This window comes from Streptomyces adustus (assembly GCF_009377175.1).
Classification (GTDB): Bacteria; Actinomycetota; Actinomycetes; order Streptomycetales; family Streptomycetaceae; genus Streptomyces; species Streptomyces adustus.
In genome coordinates this window covers 17,259-35,092 of the sequence record NZ_VJZD01000083.1, presented here as the reverse complement: position 1 = coordinate 35,092, position 17,834 = coordinate 17,259, and the positions used below count along the sequence as shown (strand labels likewise).

Genomic DNA, 17,834 nt, shown 5'->3' with positions numbered 1-17,834 from the left:
TGGTCCAGGAGCCGGGCCTTCGTCGTCGCGGGGCCGGGTGGGTGCGTACCGACGGCCTCGCGGTGAGCCGGGGTCAGCCGCCGGTCAGGGGGCGGGCCGTCGAGGCGGCCGTGCCCCGGGGCAGGCGGTCCGGGTGCGGCGGCGGCCGGCGGCTGCCCGCGGGGGCGGCCGGGGTGCGCTCCGAGCGGGCGGTGTGCGGTCCGGGGGCCAGATGGACGGGGGTCCGCTGCGGGCGCACCGGGACGGTCGCCTCGCGGGCCGCCGCGACCTCGCCCTGAGCCGCCGTACGGGGCTTGAGCAGCACCGGAGCGCCGACCGGGGACGCGGGGGCGGGCACCGGCGCGACCTTCGTACCGGAGCGCCGGTCGCGCAGGCGGTCGCGCAGACGGTCGCGCAGGTCGAACAGCGCGGTCTCGGCGCGGGCCACCAGTGGCTCGAACCACGGCAGTGCCAGCAGGATCAGCAGACCCGCGGCCCAGCCGAGGACCACGTCGCTCAGCCAGTGCGTGCCGAGGTAGACGGTGGTCAGGCCGACCCCGAGCGAGGTCACCGCGGAGAGCGCGGACAGCCAGCGGCGCGCTCTCGGCGTGGAGGCCAGATACGCCAGAATCCCCCAGGTCACCACCGCGTTGGCGGTGTGGCCGCTGGGGAATATATCGCCGCCCAGACCCATCTCGTTCGAGCCGATGGTGATCGCGTAGTGCGGGCCGAGCCGGCCCATGCCCAGCTTGGCGGCGCCGACCGTGAGGTTCAGCAGCAGCAGCGAGGCGCCCAGGCTCAGCAGTGGGCGCAGCGTGTGCTGACGCCAGGACCGCCAGCCCAGCCAGGCCGCGACCATCACGGCCGTCGGGCCGCGCTGGCCGAGGACCACGTAGTAGTCGAGGAAGGCGTGGATCTGCGGCCACTGCTGGTACGGCCGGAAGAACATGACCTGCCAGTCGAGCCGGACCAGCCATGAGGTGATCACCACGGCCCACACGATCGCCAGGTAGAAGGCAAGGGTCGCGCTGAACAGCACGATCCTGTGCCGGCTCATCTTCGGCACATCGATGTGAGCCGGCCGTTCCGGCTCACGGTCCAGCCTGGCGAACACCCGGTCCAGACGGGTGAGCTTTCGTTCGGTACGCACCCAATCGACGTTACAGCGAGTGAGCTCAGTTCCCGGTCGATTCAGCGCGTTTGTGATGACGATGTGATGTGGGATTCCTCTCAGGCGAGGCTTTATTTCTTCTGAATCGTCAATGTCGGGATGGCGGTCCCTGCAATTCCTTTGATCATTCTAGGGAGCAGTTTTATGTCACTTATGAATTCGTTCACCGAATCCTGGGGTGGAATTCTCCGGACGCTCACCGGTCGGCCGGAGCCGGTCACGGCGGACCGGAGCCGTTCAGCCAGAACGCTCCGTACACGGCCGACAGCACCGCGACACCGCCTGTCACCAGCGCGGACCTGGAGGTGCGCAGCCGGGCCAGGGCCAGGGCGAGCGGCAGCAGCAGCGGGAACGCGGGCAGCAGCAGGCGCGGCTTCGAGCCGAAGTAGCTCGACGCGCACAGCGCGAGCGCGGTGACGGCACCCGTGTACACCAGCAGCGGCAGCGGCTGGCGCTGCCGTACCCCGACGACGTACAGCCAGATCACCAGGCCGACCCCGACGACCAGCCCGACGCCGGCCAGGGCCGACGGAAATGACGTGAACTTGTCGGCGACGAAGCGGGCGAAGGCGTAGCCGCCGTCGAAGCCGTTGCGCCAGCCGGCCTGCACGTCGAGGTAGCCGAGCGGGCCCCGGCCGGTGTGTCGGCCGACCCAGAGCACGTACCCGGCGGCACCGAGGGGCGCGATCAGCATGGCGAGGGCGCGCCGCGTGAGGGAGGGGGCGCGCTCCTCTGTATGCGCGCCCTGCGGGAGCGTTTCGCTCCGTGTTCGCCCGAACGAGGCGATGGCCGCCGTCCACACCGCGGCGACCACGGCGAGCCCGACCGGCCGGGTCAGCCCGGCCAGCGCGGCCAGCAGCCCGGCGGTCAGCCAGCGGCCGGTCAGCACCGCGTACAGGGACCAGGCGGCGAGCGCGGTGAACAGCGACTCGCTGTACGCCATCGACTGCACGATCCCCACGGGCAGGACCGCCCACAGCAGCACGGCGCACACACCGGCCCGGCGCCCGTACACCTCCTCCGCCACAGCGAAGATCCCCCACGCCGCGGCGAGCGAGGCGAGCAGGGAGACGGCCAGTCCGGCGCCGGCGTACGACAGCGGGGTGACCGCGTGCAGCAGCCGCTCCAGCCAGGGCAGCAACGGGAAGAAGGCCAGATTGGAGTGCACGTCGCCGTTCGGCAGACGCACCTCGTAGCCGTATCCCAGCTCCGCGACCCTCGTGTACCAGAGCGAGTCCCAGCGTCCGGTCAGCAGGGTGTACGCGCTCTTGCCCCGCGCCTGGGCGAACAGGGCCAGCGTGAGCAGTCCCAGGGCGCGCACGGCCGCGTACCCCAGGAGGGCCGGAGCCGCCCGGCGCAGGGCGGCGGCGGGCGGGGACGCCGTACGCGTCGCTGGATGTGTCACGGGTCCGATTATCGACCGCGTCCGCGACCGGACGGCCCGCCGGGGCGTGCGGGCGACGGGGGCAGTGGCCTACGCCACACGGGTTCCGGGACGGGGGTGAGAGGTCCGCCACTGGGCGCGGGAGCGAACTCGCGTACGCTGACGTGCCACTCGCGTGCGATTTGCGCGGGCCGGAGACCACCGCTCCTCTCCGGCCGAGTCATGGGGAAGTCCCCGACCCTGTGAGTCCGCCGCACCCCGAGGGATCTTCTGGGAGGTACTACATGGCCGGGACGACCACGGCCGCCGCGCTGCGCCGTCGGGCGGCCGGGGCCGGTGCCAACCGCTGGGTCGTGCTCGTCGTCCTGTGTGTCAGCCTGCTCCTCGTCGCCGTCGACGCGACCGTGCTGCACGTCGCGGTGCCGGCCGTCACCGAGGACCTCCGGCCGGACGCGATGCAGCTGCTCTGGATCGTCGACACCTACCCTCTCGTCTGCGCCTCGCTGCTGATCCTCTTCGGCACCCTGGGCGACAAGGTGGGCCGCCGCAGGATCCTCCTGCTCGGGTACGCGCTGTTCGGTGTCGCCTCCGGCCTGGCCGCACTGGCCCAGGACGCGCAGACCCTGATCGTCGCGCGGGCCCTGCTGGGCGTCGGCGGCGCGATGATCATGCCCGCGACCCTCTCGATCCTGCGGCAGGTCTTCCCCGACCGGCGTGAACGCGCGATGGCGATCGGCGTCTGGAGCGCGGTCGCCGCGGTCGGCGCGGCGGTCGGGCCGCTGCTCGGCGGATTCCTGCTGGAGCACTTCTGGTGGGGTTCGGTCTTCCTGGTCAACATCCCGCTGATGCTGGTGAGCCTGCCGGTCGGCCGGGTGCTCCTGCCCGAGTCCACCGGGAACGCCGAGGGGCCCTGGGACGTCGTCGGCGCGCTGATGGCCGCGGCCGGACTGTTCGGCGTGGTGCTGGGCGTCAAGCGGCTCGGCGCCGGCGAGCCGGCGACGGACGCGTTCACCGTGCTGCCGCTCGTGCTGGGCGCGGTGCTGATCACCTTGTTCGTACGGCGTCAGCGGCGCCGCCCGCATCCCCTGGTGGACCTGCGGATGTTCGCCCGGCCGGCGTTCAGCGTCTCGGTGGGCTGCATCGTGCTGGCGATGCTGGCGCTGGTCGGCCTGGAGCTGATCGCCGCGCAGTACCTCCAGCTGGTGCTGGGACTCTCCCCGCTGGCGACGGGGCTGCGGCTGCTGCCGCTGACCGTCGCGGCGATGGCCGCCGGGCTGGCCGGGGCGCGGCTGCTGCGGCGCTTCGGGCCGCGACGGATGGTGTGCACCGGGTTCTGCCTCACCGCGGTCGCGGTGGTGACCCTGACCGCGATGGGCGGCTCGGACAAGCCGGGGCTGCTGCTGGGCGGGTTCGTGCTGCTCGGCTTCGGACTGGAGACGACGCTGTTCGGAGCGTACGAGTCCATGCTGAGCGAGGCGCCGGCCGCGCAGTCCGGCGGGGCCTCGGCGATCGGCGAGACGTCGTACCAGCTCGGTGCCGGGATCGGGATCGCCCTGCTCGGCACGGTGATGAACGCGGCGTACGCGCCGGGTCTGGCGTCCGTGCCGGGTGTTCCGGCGGCCGCGTCGGCCGCGGCGGGGCATTCCCTGGGCGAGGCCTACGACGTGGCCGGACGGCTCGGGGGTCCGGCGGGTGCCGCCCTGCGCCGGGCCGCCCGGGACAGTTTCGTGCACGGGCTGCATGTGACGCTGCTGGTGAGTGCGGGCCTGCTGCTGCTGGGCGCGGTGATGGCGCTGCGGCTGCCCCGGGTCATGCAGTGCGGCGAGGACGCGACGGCACCCGCGGTACCGGCACCCGCGGTACCGGCGCCGCGGGAGGCCGCCGAGTCCCGCGTCCCGGCGGAGGAGATCAAGGGGGTCGTCCGGGCCTCGGCCCCGACGGAGGAACCCACGGAGTCACGCGTCTCGGCGTGAGCGGCGGGGGAGGCCGTGGGGCCTGGCGTGGCGGCCTGCCGGGGTGGACGCGGTTGACACGGCGTCGTGACGTCGGCCGCGGTCGAACCGTGACCGGCGGCGCTGGTCACGAGTTGCCGGAGGGTGTCCCGTGTCCGTGTCCCCGAAGTCGCCCCCGTCGGCGAGGGGCGGGCGGCCCATCGGTGGGTTCCGGCTCACCCGGGCCGTGCTCGACGACATGGCGGTCGAGCTGCACGAGGGGATCCTGCTCGCCCATCACCTCGGACGGCGTACGGACGCCGGCCGCCTGCGTCCCGAGCAGGCCGGTTTCGGCAAGCCGAACAACGTACGGGAGGTCATCGAGATCTGTGAACCCCCGCCGGGGCAGGGCCGGTGACCGGCCCCGCCTCAGCTCTGGTTGAAGAAGCCGTCCGTACGGCGTGCGGCCGGTTCCCCGCTGACGATCTCGGTGTCGGCGGGGGTCAGCAGGAACACGCGGGTGGACACACGCTCGATCGAGCCGCGCAGCCCGAAGATCAGCCCGGCCGCGAAGTCGACGACGCGCTTGGCGTCGGCGGCCTCCATGGCGGTGAGGTTCATGATGACCGGGACACCGTCCCGGAACATCTCGCCGATGGCGCGGGCGTCCCGGAAGCTGTCCGGGGTGACCGTGCCGATCCGGCGGCCCTTCTCCTCGGCCGTGTCCGTGGCCACCTGGACCCGGGGGTCGGTGACCCAGGCGTTCCCGGAGTCGGTCCCCTCGGAGTAGTCGTCGTCGTAGTAACGCTCGTCATCGTTGTCGTCGACGAGGCCAAGCCAGGCACTCGCCTTGCGCACCGATCCCATGGACGCCTCCTCTCACAGCGGTCTTTCTTGCTATCCGCATCCCTATGGTCGTCCATGATGCGGATGTCGCGCCAAGTGGATAGACGCCGCACGGGGGGTTTGTGACGGTACTGGTGCACAGTCGATCCGTCGAGAGCCCGCGTTCCCCAAGGGTCTTGCTGTATGCGGCTGCTGACTATGAGTGAAATATGATTCTTCACGGCGGACGGGTGACGAGCGGTGCGTACGGGTGAACGGGCAGCCGAAACGGCAGCCGATACGATGCGGCTGCTCAACACCGTACGGACCACGGGGGGTCGTCGTGTTCGGAATTGTCAGGCCGTGCAGCCACCGTCTCGGTGAGGGGCTCCGTGTCCAGTGGATGGCACATCTGTGCGGGCTCTGCCTCGCCCTTCGCGCCGATCACGGACAGTTCGCGCGGATCGTGACGAACTACGACGGGCTGCTCATATCGGTTTTGACGGAGGCTCAGCGCCCGGTCGCCGAGAGCGGCGGCCGGCGTACGGCGGGACCCTGCCCGCTGCGCGGTATGCGCACCGCGTCCGTCGCGAACGGCGAGGGCGCCCGGCTCGCCGCCGCCGTCTCGCTGGTGCTCGCCTCGGCCAAGGTGCACGACCATGTCGCCGACGGGGACGGACTGCTGGCCCGCAGGCCGGTGGCGCTCGCCGCCCGCCGGGTCGCCCGGAGTTGGGAGCGGGCGGGTGCGCGCGGCGGGAGCGCCGTCGGGTTCGACACCGCCGTGCTCGTCGAGGCGGTGGACCGGCAGACCGGCCTGGAGACCCTCGCCGGGCCGGGGACGCCGATCCTGACCGTCACCGAGCCCACCGAGACCGCCACCGCGGCGGCCTTCGCGCACACCGCGGTGCTGGCCGGGCGGCCGGGCAACGCCGTGCCGCTCGCCGAGGCCGGACGGCTGTTCGGGCGGCTCGCACATCTGCTGGACGCCGTCGAGGACCGGGAGGCCGACGCCGCGTCGGGGGCCTGGAACCCGCTCACCGCGACCGGCACCCCGCTCGGCGAGGCCCGGCGGCTCGCCGACGACGCGCTGCACGGCATCCGGCTCGCCCTGCGCGAGGTGGAGTTCACGGACGGCCGACTGGCCCATCTGCTGCTCGCGCACGAGCTGCGGCGGTCGGTGGACCGGGCGTTCGGGACGGAGGCCTGCGGGCACGCGCCGGAGGGCGCTTTCACGCCACAGGGGCCGGGGCCCGGGCTGGGGAAGGGGCCGGTGCCGGGGAACCCCTATGCGAGTCCCGGCGGGGGCGACCCCTTCGGCGGGCTGCCGCCGAGCCCCGGCAAGCGGGGCTTCTGGGCCGGGTGCGCGGTCGCGATCGGACTCTGCTGCACCTGCAAGGTGTGCTGCGCCGACAGCTACGAGGGCCCCTGGTCGGGCAGGAGGCGCGAGGGGTGTTGCGGCAGCTGTGGCGACTGCGGCGACTGTAGCGGCTGTTGTGACATCTGCGACTGCTGCGAGTGCTGTGAGTGCTGCGACTGCGGGATCTGAGCACGCCGGGTGACGCCCTGTGGGAACGGCCCGCGCGTCGCGATCGCGGCGGGAGAGCGGGACTCGGCCTGACGGCCTGGGCAACCGTGCGCAGGCGTAATTAAGTTGAAGGCTGCACGGCCGAAAGGCGCCCTTGCGCGCGTCGGCCGTGCGGTCGAATACTCCCCCACAGCGCTTGTCAGGGACACGGCACGTTCGAAATCCGGGCGGCCCTCCCTGGCTGCGCCTCACGGGCCTCGACCCCACGCGGGCCCCCGAATTCCCCTGGGAGGGAACGAAAAGTGAGGATCAAGCGCACCACCCTTGGAAGCGGAATCGCGAGACGGACCCGGCTGATCGCCGTGGCGACCGGACTCGTGGCCGCAGCCGCGTTCGCCGTCCCCACCGCGAGCGCGACCGACGTCCAGACGTTCAGCGCGAACCAGCTCAGCAGCGTCAACCAGTCCGTGCTCAGGTCCGACATCGCGGGCACCGCCTGGGCCGTCGACGCCAAGACGAACCGTGTGGTCGTCACCGTCGACGACACGGTCTCCGCCGCCGAGATCGCACAGATCAAGGCGGACGCGGGCGGCAACGCCGGCGCCCTCACCATCAAGCACACCCCGGGCCAGTTCAAGCGGCTGATCACCGGTGGCGACGCCATCTACGGCGGCGGCTACCGTTGCTCGCTCGGCTTCAACGTGCACAGCGGGAGCACCTACTACTTCCTGACCGCGGGCCACTGCGGCGAGGTCGCCTCCACCTGGTACTCCAACTCCGGTCAGAGCACCGTGCTGGGCACGAACGTCAGCTACAGCTTCCCGACCAACGACTTCGCGCTGGTGCGCTACACCGGCTCGGCCGCGCACCCGAGCGCCGTCGGCAGCCAGACCATCAGCAGCGCGGCCACACCGAGCGTGGGCACGACCGTCTACCGTCGTGGTTCCACCACGGGCACGCACAGCGGTCGGGTCACCGCGCTGAACGCCACGGTCAACTACGGCAGTGGTGACGTCGTCTACCAGATGATCCAGACCACGGTCTGCGCCGAGGGCGGCGACAGCGGCGGCCCGCTCTACTCGGGCTCCGTGGCCTACGGTCTGACCTCCGGGGGCAGCGGCAACTGCACCTCCGGCGGTACGACGTTCTTCCAGCCGGTCACCGAGGCGCTGAGCTACTACGGCGTCAGCGTCGGCTGACGTCCTGCCCGGTCCGCGGTCCGCGGTCCGGAGTCAGCGGCCGCGGCGAGCCCCCGTACGCAACCGGCGTGCGGGGGCTCGCCCTCGTCCGGGCACCGGCGTTACCGTCGGACAAGGCGAATGCCGCGGGCGGTACCGGCCCGGGCGGCACCCACGTCGGACCCCGGGGGGTCGTGATGGTCGAGGAGCTGGTGGCGGCGGGAGCGGTGCTCGCGTCCGCCGGGGCGGTGTACACGATGACGGCGGCGCGGGTCGTCAAGCAGTACGAACGGGGCGTGGTGTTCCGGCTCGGGAAACTCCTGCCCGAGGTGCGCGGACCCGGGTTCACGATGATCGTGCCGTTCGTGGACAAGCTCCGCAAGGTCAACATGCAGATCGTCACGATGCCGGTGCCGGGCCAGGAGGGCATCACCCGGGACAACGTGACCGTGCGCGTGGACGCCGTCGTCTACTTCAAGGTGATCGGCCCGGCCGAGGCGGTCGTACGGGTCGAGGACTACCGGTTCGCCGTCGCGCAGATGGCGCAGACCTCGCTGCGGTCCATCATCGGCAAGAGCGAGCTGGACGATCTGCTGTCCAACCGGGAGAAGCTCAACCAGGGTCTTGAGCTGATGATCGACAGCCCGGCCGTGGAGTGGGGTGTCTCCATCGACCGGGTCGAGATCAAGGACGTGTCCCTGCCCGAGACCATGAAGCGCTCCATGGCCCGTCAGGCCGAGGCCGACCGGGAGCGGCGGGCCCGGGTCATCAACGCCGACGCCGAGCTCCAGGCGTCGAAGAAGCTCGCCGAGGCCGCGCAGCAGATGGCGGACACGCCCGCGGCTTTGCAACTGCGGCTGTTGCAGACGGTGGTGGCGGTCGCCGCCGAGAAGAACTCCACGCTCGTCCTGCCCTTCCCGGTGGAGCTGCTGCGCTTCCTGGAGAAGGCCCAGCAGCCGGTGCCGGTTCCGCAGCCGGTCCCGGTCCAGCAGCCGACGCCGCTTCAGCAGCCGGTGCCGCCGTCGGCGCCGGTCCCGCCTTCGCCTCCGGAGGTCGAGTCGTCGGTGCAGGAGCAACTTCTCCCGGCCGCAGCCCCCTTGGGCACGGATCCCGAAGGGGCGGATTCGAGGCGGGAGTAGATCCCGCCGGCTGACGGTCGGTCGTCGGGCGGTGAGGCCGGTCGGCGCGAGGGGGCGTGCGAGGGCCGCCGTGCGCGCCCTGAAGTCGACCTTGTGTGCTCCCTGTGCGACTCGGAAGAGTTGACGCTCGTCAACCGGCCTTCCGGTCCGTCGGGCCCCCATCGCCCGGCGGGCCGACCTCCCCGCAGGAGGACATGAGTTGAAGCAACGACGCACATCCGGACGCCGTGCGGCCGTGGCGGGTGCGGGTGTCGCCGCGCTGCTCGTTCCGGGAGCCGCCTTTCAGAGTGCGAACGCCGGCGAGTCGGCCGGGGCGTCCATGCCCAGGGTCCTGTCGGTCGCGGCGGCCGGAGACCTCGCCTCGACGTCCGTCGGGAACCTCGCCGGGCCGAGGAGCGCCCGTGCGGCCCTCGCGGACGAGGCGACCGTGCCCGGCACCTCCTGGGTGACCGACCCCCGCACCGGCCGGATCGTCGTCACCGCCGACCGCACCGTCTCCGGCGCCGAGTGGACCAGACTCGGCAAGGTCGTCGACAGGCTCGGCTCCGCCGTGGAACTCGGGCGCGGAAAGGGGGAGTTCAAGCCCCTGATCGCCGGTGGCGACGCGATCGCCGGGCCGGGCGGCCGCTGCTCGCTCGGCTTCAACGTGGTCAAGGGCGGGCAGTCGTACTTCATCACCGCGGGGCACTGCACCGAGGCGGTCTCCACCTGGACCGACGCCCGTGGCGTCACGATCGGCCGCAACGAGCGGTCCAGCTTCCCGGGCAACGACTTCGGCCTGGTCAAGTACACCGCCGACGTGGACCACCCGAGCGAGGTCGACCTCCACGACGGGTCCGCGCGGACCATCACCAGAGCGGCCCGCGCCACGGTCGGCGAGCGGGTGACCCGCAGCGGTGCGACGACCGGGGTGCACTCCGGCACGGTCACCGGTCTGGACGCCACCGTGAACTACGGCAACGGCGACACCGTGAGCGGTCTGATCCAGACGGACGTCTGCGCGGAGGCCGGTGACAGCGGCGGCCCGCTCTTCGACGGCGACGCCGCGATCGGCCTCACCTCCGGGGGCAGTGGCGACTGCACCGCGGGCGGTGTGACCTTCTTCCAGCCGGTCACCGAGGCCCTGTCGGCCTTCGGCGCCCGGATCGGCTGATCGACCGGCCCCGCATGTGCGGTGTTTGCGCAGGTGAGAGGGGTTCGAAGCGTCATCGCACATGCGTTCGAAAATAGGGGTATGGTGGTGCTGAGGCAGTTGGGAACTAATGTTCGAGAGCTGGTCGGGCTCACGAGTGCGGGAGGTGCGGATGCCGGATTTCACGCATCTGCGCACCGCCTCCGGGTTCTCCCTGCGCTACGGCGCGGCACACCCCGAGCGACTGGCCGAGCGTGCCTCCGAGCGGGGCATGGACGCTCTCGCCCTCACCGACCGCGACACCCTCGCCGGTACAGTCCGCTTCGCCAAGGCCTGCGCGAAGGCGGGCATCCGCCCGTTGTTCGGCGTGAACCTGGCGGTCGAGGAGGCCGGGCCGGACGAGTCCGTACGGCCGGAGCGGCGTCGTACCCCCGTACGCGGTGGTGCCTTCATCGACGAATCGACACCCAGGGTCACCTTCCTGGCCCGGGACGGCGCGACCGGCTGGGCGGGCCTGTGCCGACTGGTCACCGCGGCACATGCAGGCGAGGGATCGCCGCTGCTGCCCAGGGCCGACCGCCACGCCGCCGGTCTGACCGTGCTGCTCGGCCCCGCCTCCGACGTCGGCCGCGCACTCGCCGCGGGGCGCCCGGACCGCGCGGCCCGGCTGCTCGCCCCCTGGCGCGAGATCTACGGCGACGACCTGCGCCTGGAGGCCGTCTGGCACGGCCGCCGGGGCACCGGCGAGGGCTCGTTGCGGCTGGCTGCCCGCACGGTCGGCTTCGCCGCCGAGCAGCGGGTGCGTCCGGTGCTCAGCAACGCCGTCCGGTACGCCGACCCCGGCCAGGGCCCGGTCGCCGACGTCCTGGACGCCGCCCGCAGACTGGTCCCGATCGACCCCGCCAGGGAACTGGACTCCGGCGAGGCCTGGCTCAAGGACGCCGACGCCATGCTCGCGGTGGCCGAGCGGATCGTCGAGGCCGCGGGCTACCGGCGCGACACCGCCCACCGGCTGCTGGAGCAGACCCGGGCCACCGCCGCCGCGTGCCTGGTCGACCCCGAGGACGACCTCGGCATCGGCACCGTCCACTTCCCCGAGGCGCACCTCGTCGGCGCCGGCCGTCGCACCGCCCAGCGGGCGCTCGCCTCCCGGGCGGCGGCCGGCATGGTGCTGCGCGGCTACGACACCCGGCGGGCCTACTGGGAGCGGATGCACCAGGAGCTGGACATCATCGCCCACCACGGCTTCGCCTCCTACTTCCTGACGGTCGCCCAGGTCGTGGACGACGTACGGGACATGGGCATCCGGGTCGCCGCGCGCGGCTCCGGCGCGGGTTCCCTGGTCAACCACCTCCTCGGCATCGCGCACGCCGATCCGGTCGAGCACGGGCTGCTGATGGAGCGCTTCCTGTCCACCCGCAGGTCGGTGCTGCCCGACATCGACATCGACGTGGAGTCCGCACGCCGCCTGGAGGTCTACCGCGCGATCATCGGCCGCTTCGGCGCCGAGCGGGTCGCGACGGTCGCCATGCCGGAGACGTACCGGGTGCGGCACGCCGTCCGTGACGTCGGAGCCGCCCTGTCCATGGACCCCGCCGAGATCGACCGCATCGCCAAGTCCTTCCCGCACATCCGGGCCCGCGACGCCCGTGCGGCGCTGGCCGAGCTGCCCGAGCTCAGGCAACTGGCGGGGGAGGGGGAGAAGTACGAGAAGCTGTGGGAGCTGGTCGAGGCCCTCGACGCCCTCCCGCGCGGGGTCGCCATGCACCCCTGCGGAGTACTCCTGTCCGACGCCTCCCTGCTCGCCCGTACGCCGGTCGTGCCGACCAGCGGCGAGGGGCTGCCCATGTCCCAGTTCGACAAGGAGGACGTCGAGGACCTCGGGCTGCTCAAGCTCGATGTGCTCGGGGTGCGGATGCAGTCGGCGATGGCGCACGCGGTGGCGGAGGTGGAGCGGGCCACGGGGGAGCGGATCGACCTGGACTCCGTGCCGCCGGGCGACCCGGCGACGTACCGGCTCATCCGTTCCGCCGAGACGCTGGGCTGCTTCCAGATCGAGTCGCCGGGCCAGCGGGACCTGGTCGGGCGGCTCCAGCCGGCCGGCTTCCACGACCTGGTCGTCGACATCTCGCTCTTCCGTCCCGGCCCGGTCGCCGCCGACATGGTGCGGCCGTTCATCGAGGCGCGGCACGGGCGGGCGCCGGCGCGGTATCCGCACCCGGACCTGGAGGGGCCGCTGAAGGAGACGTACGGGGTCGTCGTCTTCCACGAGCAGATCATCGACATCGTCGACATCCTGACCGGGTGCGGGCGCGGTGAGGCGGACCGGGTGCGGCGCGGGCTGTCCGACCCGGAGTCGCAGGGGCGGATCCGGGTCTGGTTCGCGCAGCACGCGGCGGCGAACGGATACGACGCGGAAACGATCCGGCGGACCTGGGAGATCGTCGAGGCCTTCGGCAGCTACGGCTTCTGCAAGGCGCACGCCGTCGCGTTCGCCGTACCGACGTACCAGTCGGCGTGGCTGAAGGCGCACCACCCGGCCGCCTTCTATGCCGGGCTGCTCGCGCACGACCCCGGAATGTATCCGAAGCGGCTGCTGCTGGCGGACGCGCGTCGGCGCGGGGTGCCGATCCTGTCGCTGGACGTGAACAGGTCGGCGGCCGCTCATCGAATCGAACTGGTGTCTGATACTGGGGGATGGGGACTCCGGTTGGCGCTCTCGGACGTGCACGGCATCAGTGAGGCCGAAGCGGCCCGGATCGCGGACGGGCAGCCGTACGCCTCGCTGCCGGACTTCTGGGAGCGGTCCCGTCCGAGTCGGCCGACCGCCCAACGGCTGGCCCAGGTGGGCGCGTTGGACGCGTTCGGTGCCAACCGCCGTGATCTGCAACTGCATCTGACCGAGCTGCACCGCAGCAGACGGGGTACGGGTGGTGGTCAACTCCCTTCCTTGCCGACGGACATGGGCGAGGTGAATCCGGCCGGAGGGCGCGGGGCGGCCCCGGCCGGGCTGCCGGACCTCTCCGACGCCGAGCGCCTCAGCGCCGAGCTGGGCGTGCTGTCCATGGACGTCTCGCGCAACCTGATGGACGACCACCGCGCGTTCCTGGACGAGCTGGGCGTGGTGTCGGCGCGCCGGCTGCGCGAGGCGCGGCACGGAGAGACGGTGCTGGTCGCCGGCGCCAAGGCGGCCACCCAGACCCCGCCGATCCGGTCCGGCAAGCGGGTCATCTTCTCCACCCTGGACGACGGCACGGGTCTGGTCGACCTCGCCTTCTTCGACGACTCCCACGACGCCTGCGCCCACACGGTCTTCCACTCGTGGCTGCTGCTGGTGCGCGGGGTGGTGCAGCGGCGCGGCCCGCGCAGTCTCAGCGTGGTGGGCGCCGCCGCCTGGAACCTCGCCGAACTGGTGGAACTGCGCGCCGACGGCGGCCTCGACCGGGTGGCGGCCCGGCTGGCCGCGCCCGCGGTCCCGCAGGAGCGGGGGGCGGCAAGGACGGACGCGACGGTGGAGCCGGGGGCGGACCGGACGATCCGCATGTCCACGGGCTACGAGCTGCACCCCTGGGCCGACCTGCGTCCCGCGGGCGAAGGCCCGGCGGGTGGAAGGAAGTTGTGGCACCAGAGCCCGGGGAGCGCGGGTTGATCATCCCCTGCCGATGGCCGATGGCCGATGGCCGATGGCCGATGGCCGATGGCCGACGGTCACCGGGCCCACGGCGGGGCGATCCGGGTGCCGTCGGCCAGTTCCGCCTCCAGCCCGATGGTGGTGGTGACCCAGGAGACCGCGGTCCGGTCGGAGTGGTTCTCGACGGTGAGGGTCGCGCCGGGGTTGATGATCAGGGTGTCGCCGGCGGTGACGCGGTCGGTGCGGCCATCCAGCGTGACCACGAGCTCGCCGTCGAGCAGATGGAGGATCTCCTCCCGGTCGACGGTGTGCGCGGGCGCCCTGGTACCCGGCGGGATCTCGCCCCGCCAGGCGCACAGCTGCTTGCTGCCGGTGTGGGAGCCGGCGTACGAGACGAACCGGGCGCCGTGCAGTTCGTGGGTGACGGCGTCGGACGGACGGATGACGGGCATGGGGTGCCTCCTCGACGAACGGTCCCGACGGACGGTCGAGACAAATGGTCAAGACGAATGGTCAAGGCAAATGGTCAAGTCGCTTGACTATATGGTCAAGGAGCTTGACCAACTAGTCAAGGGGATTGACCGGTTCGTCGAGGGTGTTTCAATGCCACCGTGCAGAACTCCGAAGCCCTCGCCCTGGCCGCCGCCCTGCTCGCCGCCGCGGGTGACCTGACCAGACGCGTCAACGACGGTGTCGTCGCCCGTGGGTTCGAGGGGCGGCCCGCATACGGCTTCGCCTTCGCCCGGCTCGCGCCGGACGGTGCGACGGTCACCGATCTGGCCGTCCACCTCGGGGTGACGAAGCAGGCCGCCAGTCAGCTCGTCGACGAGATCGTGCGCAAGGGGTACGCCGAGCGGCGGCCGCATCCCGAGGACGCGCGGGCCCGGCTCGTCGTGCTGACCGAGCGCGGCTGGGCCTGCACCCGGGCGGCGGAGGAGGCGATCGCCGAGATCGTGCAGGGGTGGGCCGGGGTGCTGGGCGAGAGTGAAGTGGGCGTTCTGCGCGATCACTTGGCGCGTATCGCACCCTACGGCCCGCTCAGGCCTTCCTGGTGACGCTTCGTCCGTTGCGCCCGAACCCTGCCAGTGACCACTGGGAACTTTTTACTGACGCGTAACTTCACATCGGGGCTACTCGCCCGTAACTTGACGGATGAACAGCATCCCGTGATCCGGATCACAGGGCGTAATGCCGTCGTACCCCCCATGAGCCGCAAGGAGATCACCCGATGCTGCCCTGGAAGCGAGTGCTCAGACCGCTTGCCGCGCTGCTGATGACCGCCGCGGTCGCCGCCGTCCCCGCCACCGCCGCCCACGCGTCCCCCGTTCACGCGACCACCGCCCGTGTGTCCGCCGCCACGAGCTCGGCTCCCAGCCACGGCTGGAACGACTACTCCTGCAAGCCGTCCGCCGCCCACCCCCGCCCGGTGATCCTGGTCCACGGCACCTTCGCCAACTCCGTCGACAACTGGCTGTCCCTCGCCCCCTACCTGGAGAGCCGCGACTACTGCGTCTTCTCCTTCGACTACGGCCAGCTGGCCGGCGTCCCCCTCATCTACGGGCTCGGCCCCATCGACAAGTCGGCCGAGCAGCTGTCCGCCTTCGTCGACAAGGTGCTCGCCGCGACCGGCACCGCCAAGGCCGACCTCGTCGGCCACTCGCAGGGCGGCATGATGCCCCGCTACTACCTGAAGTTCCTCGGCGGCGCCGCCAAGGTGAACGCCCTCGTCGGCATCGCGCCCAACAGCCACGGCACCACCCTCGGCGGGCTCACCAAGCTGCTGCCGTACTTCCCCGGTGCCGAGGACGTGCTCAACCTGGCCACCCCCGCGCTCGCCCAGCAGGTCGTCGGGTCCGACTTCATGACCAAGCTCAACCAGGGCGGCGACACCGTGCCCGGCGTCCACTACACGGTCATCGCCAGCAAGTACGACGAGGTCGTCACCCCGTACCAGAGCCAGTTCCTGAGCGGGTCCGACGTGAAGAACGTGCTGATCCAGGACCTGTGTTCGCTCGACCTCTCGGAACACGCGCTGCTCGGCGTGACCGACCGGATCGCCTTCCACGAGGTGGCGAACGCCCTCGACCCGGCCCACGCCAGCCCCACCACCTGCGCGTCGGTCCTCAGCTGACGTCCGGTCGTTCCGCCGGGGCCTGTCCGGCCTGAGCCGCCGGTCAGGCCCCGGAGTCCTGTTCAGCGGCCGTGCCGGCCACCGCTCACCGCACGCCGTCGCACCGAGGCGAACAGCGCGGCCGCGCCCAGCGCCAGCGCCGCCGCGCCGCCGACCGCGAAGTACGGGGTACGGGGGTCACCGCCGGTCTCGGCCAGGTTCTCGCCGACGACGGCGGCCTTCGGGTCGTCGGCCGCCGCCGTCGGCGAGGCCGGTGCCGCCGCTTCGGTGGCTGTCTCCGTGGCCGCGTCGGCGGTGGCCTCCGTGGTCGCCTCGGCGCTCGCCCCGGTGGTGGGCTCCGCGGACGTACGGGCGTCGTCGTCCCCGTGGCCGTGGTGCTCGATCGTCGACTTGTCGGCACCGGCCTCGATCTGCCGCTCGGAGGGCGCGGAGGCGGCCGGGGCCGCGACGGAACCGCTGCCCGTCGAGCCGCTGCCGCCCGTCGAGCCACCGGTTCCGGCCGAGCCGCCGCCGAAGGCGACGTCGGAGCAGGAGTAGAACGCCTCCGGGCTGTCCGAGCGCTGCCAGACCGCGTACAGCAGCTGCTTGCCCGCACGCTCGGGGAGGGTGCCGGAGAACGTGTAGAAGCCGCCCGTGGCGACCGGGTCCGTGGCCGTCGCCACCGGGTGCTCCAGGTCCAGGTCGGACCAGGCCAGCGGCTTGGCGGGGTCGTAGCCGGCCTTGGTGAGGTACACCTTGAAGGTGCCCTTGTGCGGGGCGGTCACGCGGTACTTGAAGGTGTACGAGCCGCTGTGCACGGCGGTCGCCGGCCAGTCGGCGCGGGGCAGGTCCAGGCCCTTGAACTCGTCGTTGTTCGCGCTGCACAGCCTGCCGTCCGGGATGAGCGCCTGGTGCTGCCCGTTCGCGTCGCCGATCCGGATGCCGTTCCAGTCGTAGAGCGCCTGGGTGCCGCCGGCCGCGACCGCCGCCTTGCAGGCGTCCGACTTCGGGCTCTCGGGGCCCTCCGCGTAGCACTGCGCGACCCGGCTGACCGGGTCGCCCATCGAGCCGTGCGCGGACGCGGGGGCGGCCGCGAGGGCGGTCAGGGCGAGCGGGGCCGTGCCCAGCGCGGCGGCGACGGCGAGCTTGCGGCGAGCAGGCATGGGGGAACTCCTCGAAACGGTCCTTCGGGCGGGCTGGATCCCGTGGGGTGATCAGCAAGTTAGCCCCGGAAAGCCGTGGAATCGCCTGCTGAGGGCGATCGACGGAGATCCTTAGGTTCGTCTTAAGGGAGTGCTCAGGCTGGGATCAGGTAGGTACCGTGCACGGCATGACGCACGAGGGGATCAGGCCTGCCGTGGCCGCCGACGTACCGGCCGTGCGGGCCGTGACCGACGCGGCCTACCACCGCTACATCGAGCGGATCGGTGTGGTGCCGCAGCCGATGGAGGCGGACCACGCGGCGAACGTGGCCGCGGGCCGGGTGTTCGTCACCGTCGGCCCCGGGACCGCCGAGGTGACCGGCCTCGTCGTGCTGGAGACGCACGAGGACCATCTGTTCCTCGACAGCATCGCCGTCCACCCCGACGCGCAGGGCGGCGGGGTGGGGCGGCGGCTGCTGGAGTTCGTGGACGCACGCGCGCGTGAGCTGGGCCTGCCCGAGGTCAGGCTCTACACGAACGCGCTGATGTGGGAGAACCGGGAGATCTACCCGAAGTACGGGTACGAGGTCGTGGAACGCCGCGTCGACGGGCCCTACGACCGTGTCCACTACCGCAAGCGACTGCGCTGACCGTGCCGACTGCGCCGACCGCGCCGACCGGCCCGCG

14 protein-coding genes and 1 pseudogene are annotated in these 17,834 nt (G+C 72.1%); 10 read left to right on the top strand and 5 right to left on the bottom strand.

Annotated elements, in window-relative coordinates; translation table 11 throughout:
* Positions 1-73: 73 nt before the first annotated feature.
* Positions 74-1,129, bottom strand: coding sequence for a phosphatase PAP2 family protein (locus FNH09_RS21235; RefSeq protein ID WP_162468882.1), 1,056 nt, complete (start codon positions 1,127-1,129; stop codon positions 74-76).
* A gap of 238 nt (positions 1,130-1,367) precedes the next feature.
* On the bottom strand, positions 1,368-2,555 hold the full coding sequence (locus FNH09_RS21230) for a glycosyltransferase family 39 protein (RefSeq protein WP_162468881.1): 1,188 nt from the start codon (positions 2,553-2,555) through the stop codon (positions 1,368-1,370).
* 263 nt (positions 2,556-2,818) lie between these two features.
* On the opposite strand from FNH09_RS21230, the gene FNH09_RS21225 reads away from it, so the two are divergent.
* Both FNH09_RS21225 and FNH09_RS21220 read left to right on the top strand, forming a co-directional pair.
* On the top strand, positions 2,819-4,507 hold the full coding sequence (locus FNH09_RS21225) for an MFS transporter (RefSeq protein WP_152890314.1): 1,689 nt from the start codon (positions 2,819-2,821) through the stop codon (positions 4,505-4,507).
* A 169-nt stretch (positions 4,508-4,676) separates the two neighbouring features.
* Positions 4,677-4,856: pseudogene (locus tag FNH09_RS21220) on the top strand (acyl-CoA dehydrogenase); the annotation flags it as partial.
* Between the two features lie 38 nt (positions 4,857-4,894).
* On the opposite strand, the gene FNH09_RS21215 reads toward FNH09_RS21220, so the two are convergent.
* Positions 4,895-5,332, bottom strand: coding sequence for a cell division protein SepF (locus FNH09_RS21215; protein ID WP_152890312.1), 438 nt, complete (start codon positions 5,330-5,332; stop codon positions 4,895-4,897).
* Between the two features lie 301 nt (positions 5,333-5,633).
* Here FNH09_RS21215 and FNH09_RS21210 point away from each other — a divergent pair, with 301 nt between their 5' ends.
* The 5 genes from FNH09_RS21210 (at position 5,634) to FNH09_RS21190 (ending at position 13,913) form a co-directional block, all read left to right on the top strand.
* Positions 5,634-6,836, top strand: coding sequence for a DUF5685 family protein (locus tag FNH09_RS21210; RefSeq protein ID WP_162468880.1), 1,203 nt, complete (start codon positions 5,634-5,636; stop codon positions 6,834-6,836).
* 281 nt (positions 6,837-7,117) lie between these two features.
* On the top strand, positions 7,118-8,014 hold the full coding sequence (locus FNH09_RS21205; RefSeq protein ID WP_162468879.1) for an alpha-lytic protease prodomain-containing protein: 897 nt from the start codon (positions 7,118-7,120) through the stop codon (positions 8,012-8,014).
* Positions 8,015-8,190: 176 nt separating this feature from the next.
* Positions 8,191-9,132 carry a slipin family protein gene (locus FNH09_RS21200; protein ID WP_152890308.1) on the top strand — a complete coding sequence of 314 codons (942 nt, stop codon included), beginning with the start codon at positions 8,191-8,193 and terminating at the stop codon, positions 9,130-9,132.
* Between the two features lie 199 nt (positions 9,133-9,331).
* Positions 9,332-10,285 carry a S1 family peptidase gene (locus FNH09_RS21195; protein ID WP_238426913.1) on the top strand — a complete coding sequence of 318 codons (954 nt, stop codon included), beginning with the start codon at positions 9,332-9,334 and terminating at the stop codon, positions 10,283-10,285.
* Between the two features lie 151 nt (positions 10,286-10,436).
* The gene (locus tag FNH09_RS21190; protein WP_152890303.1) at positions 10,437-13,913 is read left to right on the top strand and encodes a DNA polymerase III subunit alpha; all 3,477 of its coding nucleotides are present in this window, start codon (positions 10,437-10,439) and stop codon (positions 13,911-13,913) included.
* Positions 13,914-13,972: 59 nt separating this feature from the next.
* Here FNH09_RS21190 and FNH09_RS21185 read toward each other — a convergent pair whose 3' ends face one another.
* The gene (locus FNH09_RS21185; RefSeq protein ID WP_152890301.1) at positions 13,973-14,347 is read right to left on the bottom strand and encodes a cupin domain-containing protein; all 375 of its coding nucleotides are present in this window, start codon (positions 14,345-14,347) and stop codon (positions 13,973-13,975) included.
* A 159-nt stretch (positions 14,348-14,506) separates the two neighbouring features.
* On the opposite strand from FNH09_RS21185, the gene FNH09_RS21180 reads away from it, so the two are divergent.
* Together FNH09_RS21180 and FNH09_RS21175 are read left to right on the top strand one after the other, a co-directional pair.
* Positions 14,507-14,950 (top strand): MarR family transcriptional regulator, encoded by a 444-nt coding sequence (locus FNH09_RS21180; protein ID WP_162468878.1) that lies wholly within the window; start codon positions 14,507-14,509, stop codon positions 14,948-14,950.
* A gap of 173 nt (positions 14,951-15,123) precedes the next feature.
* Entirely contained in the window at positions 15,124-16,026 is a 903-nt protein-coding gene (locus FNH09_RS21175) for an esterase/lipase family protein (RefSeq protein WP_152890299.1), read from the top strand.
* Positions 16,027-16,088: 62 nt separating this feature from the next.
* Here the strand turns inward: FNH09_RS21175 and FNH09_RS21170 are convergent, their stop codons facing one another.
* Positions 16,089-17,168, bottom strand: a complete 1,080-nt coding sequence (locus tag FNH09_RS21170) for a lytic polysaccharide monooxygenase auxiliary activity family 9 protein (protein WP_152890297.1) — start codon at positions 17,166-17,168, stop codon at positions 16,089-16,091.
* Between the two features lie 167 nt (positions 17,169-17,335).
* Here FNH09_RS21170 and FNH09_RS21165 point away from each other — a divergent pair, with 167 nt between their 5' ends.
* A complete protein-coding gene (locus tag FNH09_RS21165) occupies positions 17,336-17,797 on the top strand; it encodes a GNAT family N-acetyltransferase (RefSeq protein WP_152890295.1) in 462 nt (153 codons plus the stop codon).
* Positions 17,798-17,834 lie beyond the last annotated feature (37 nt).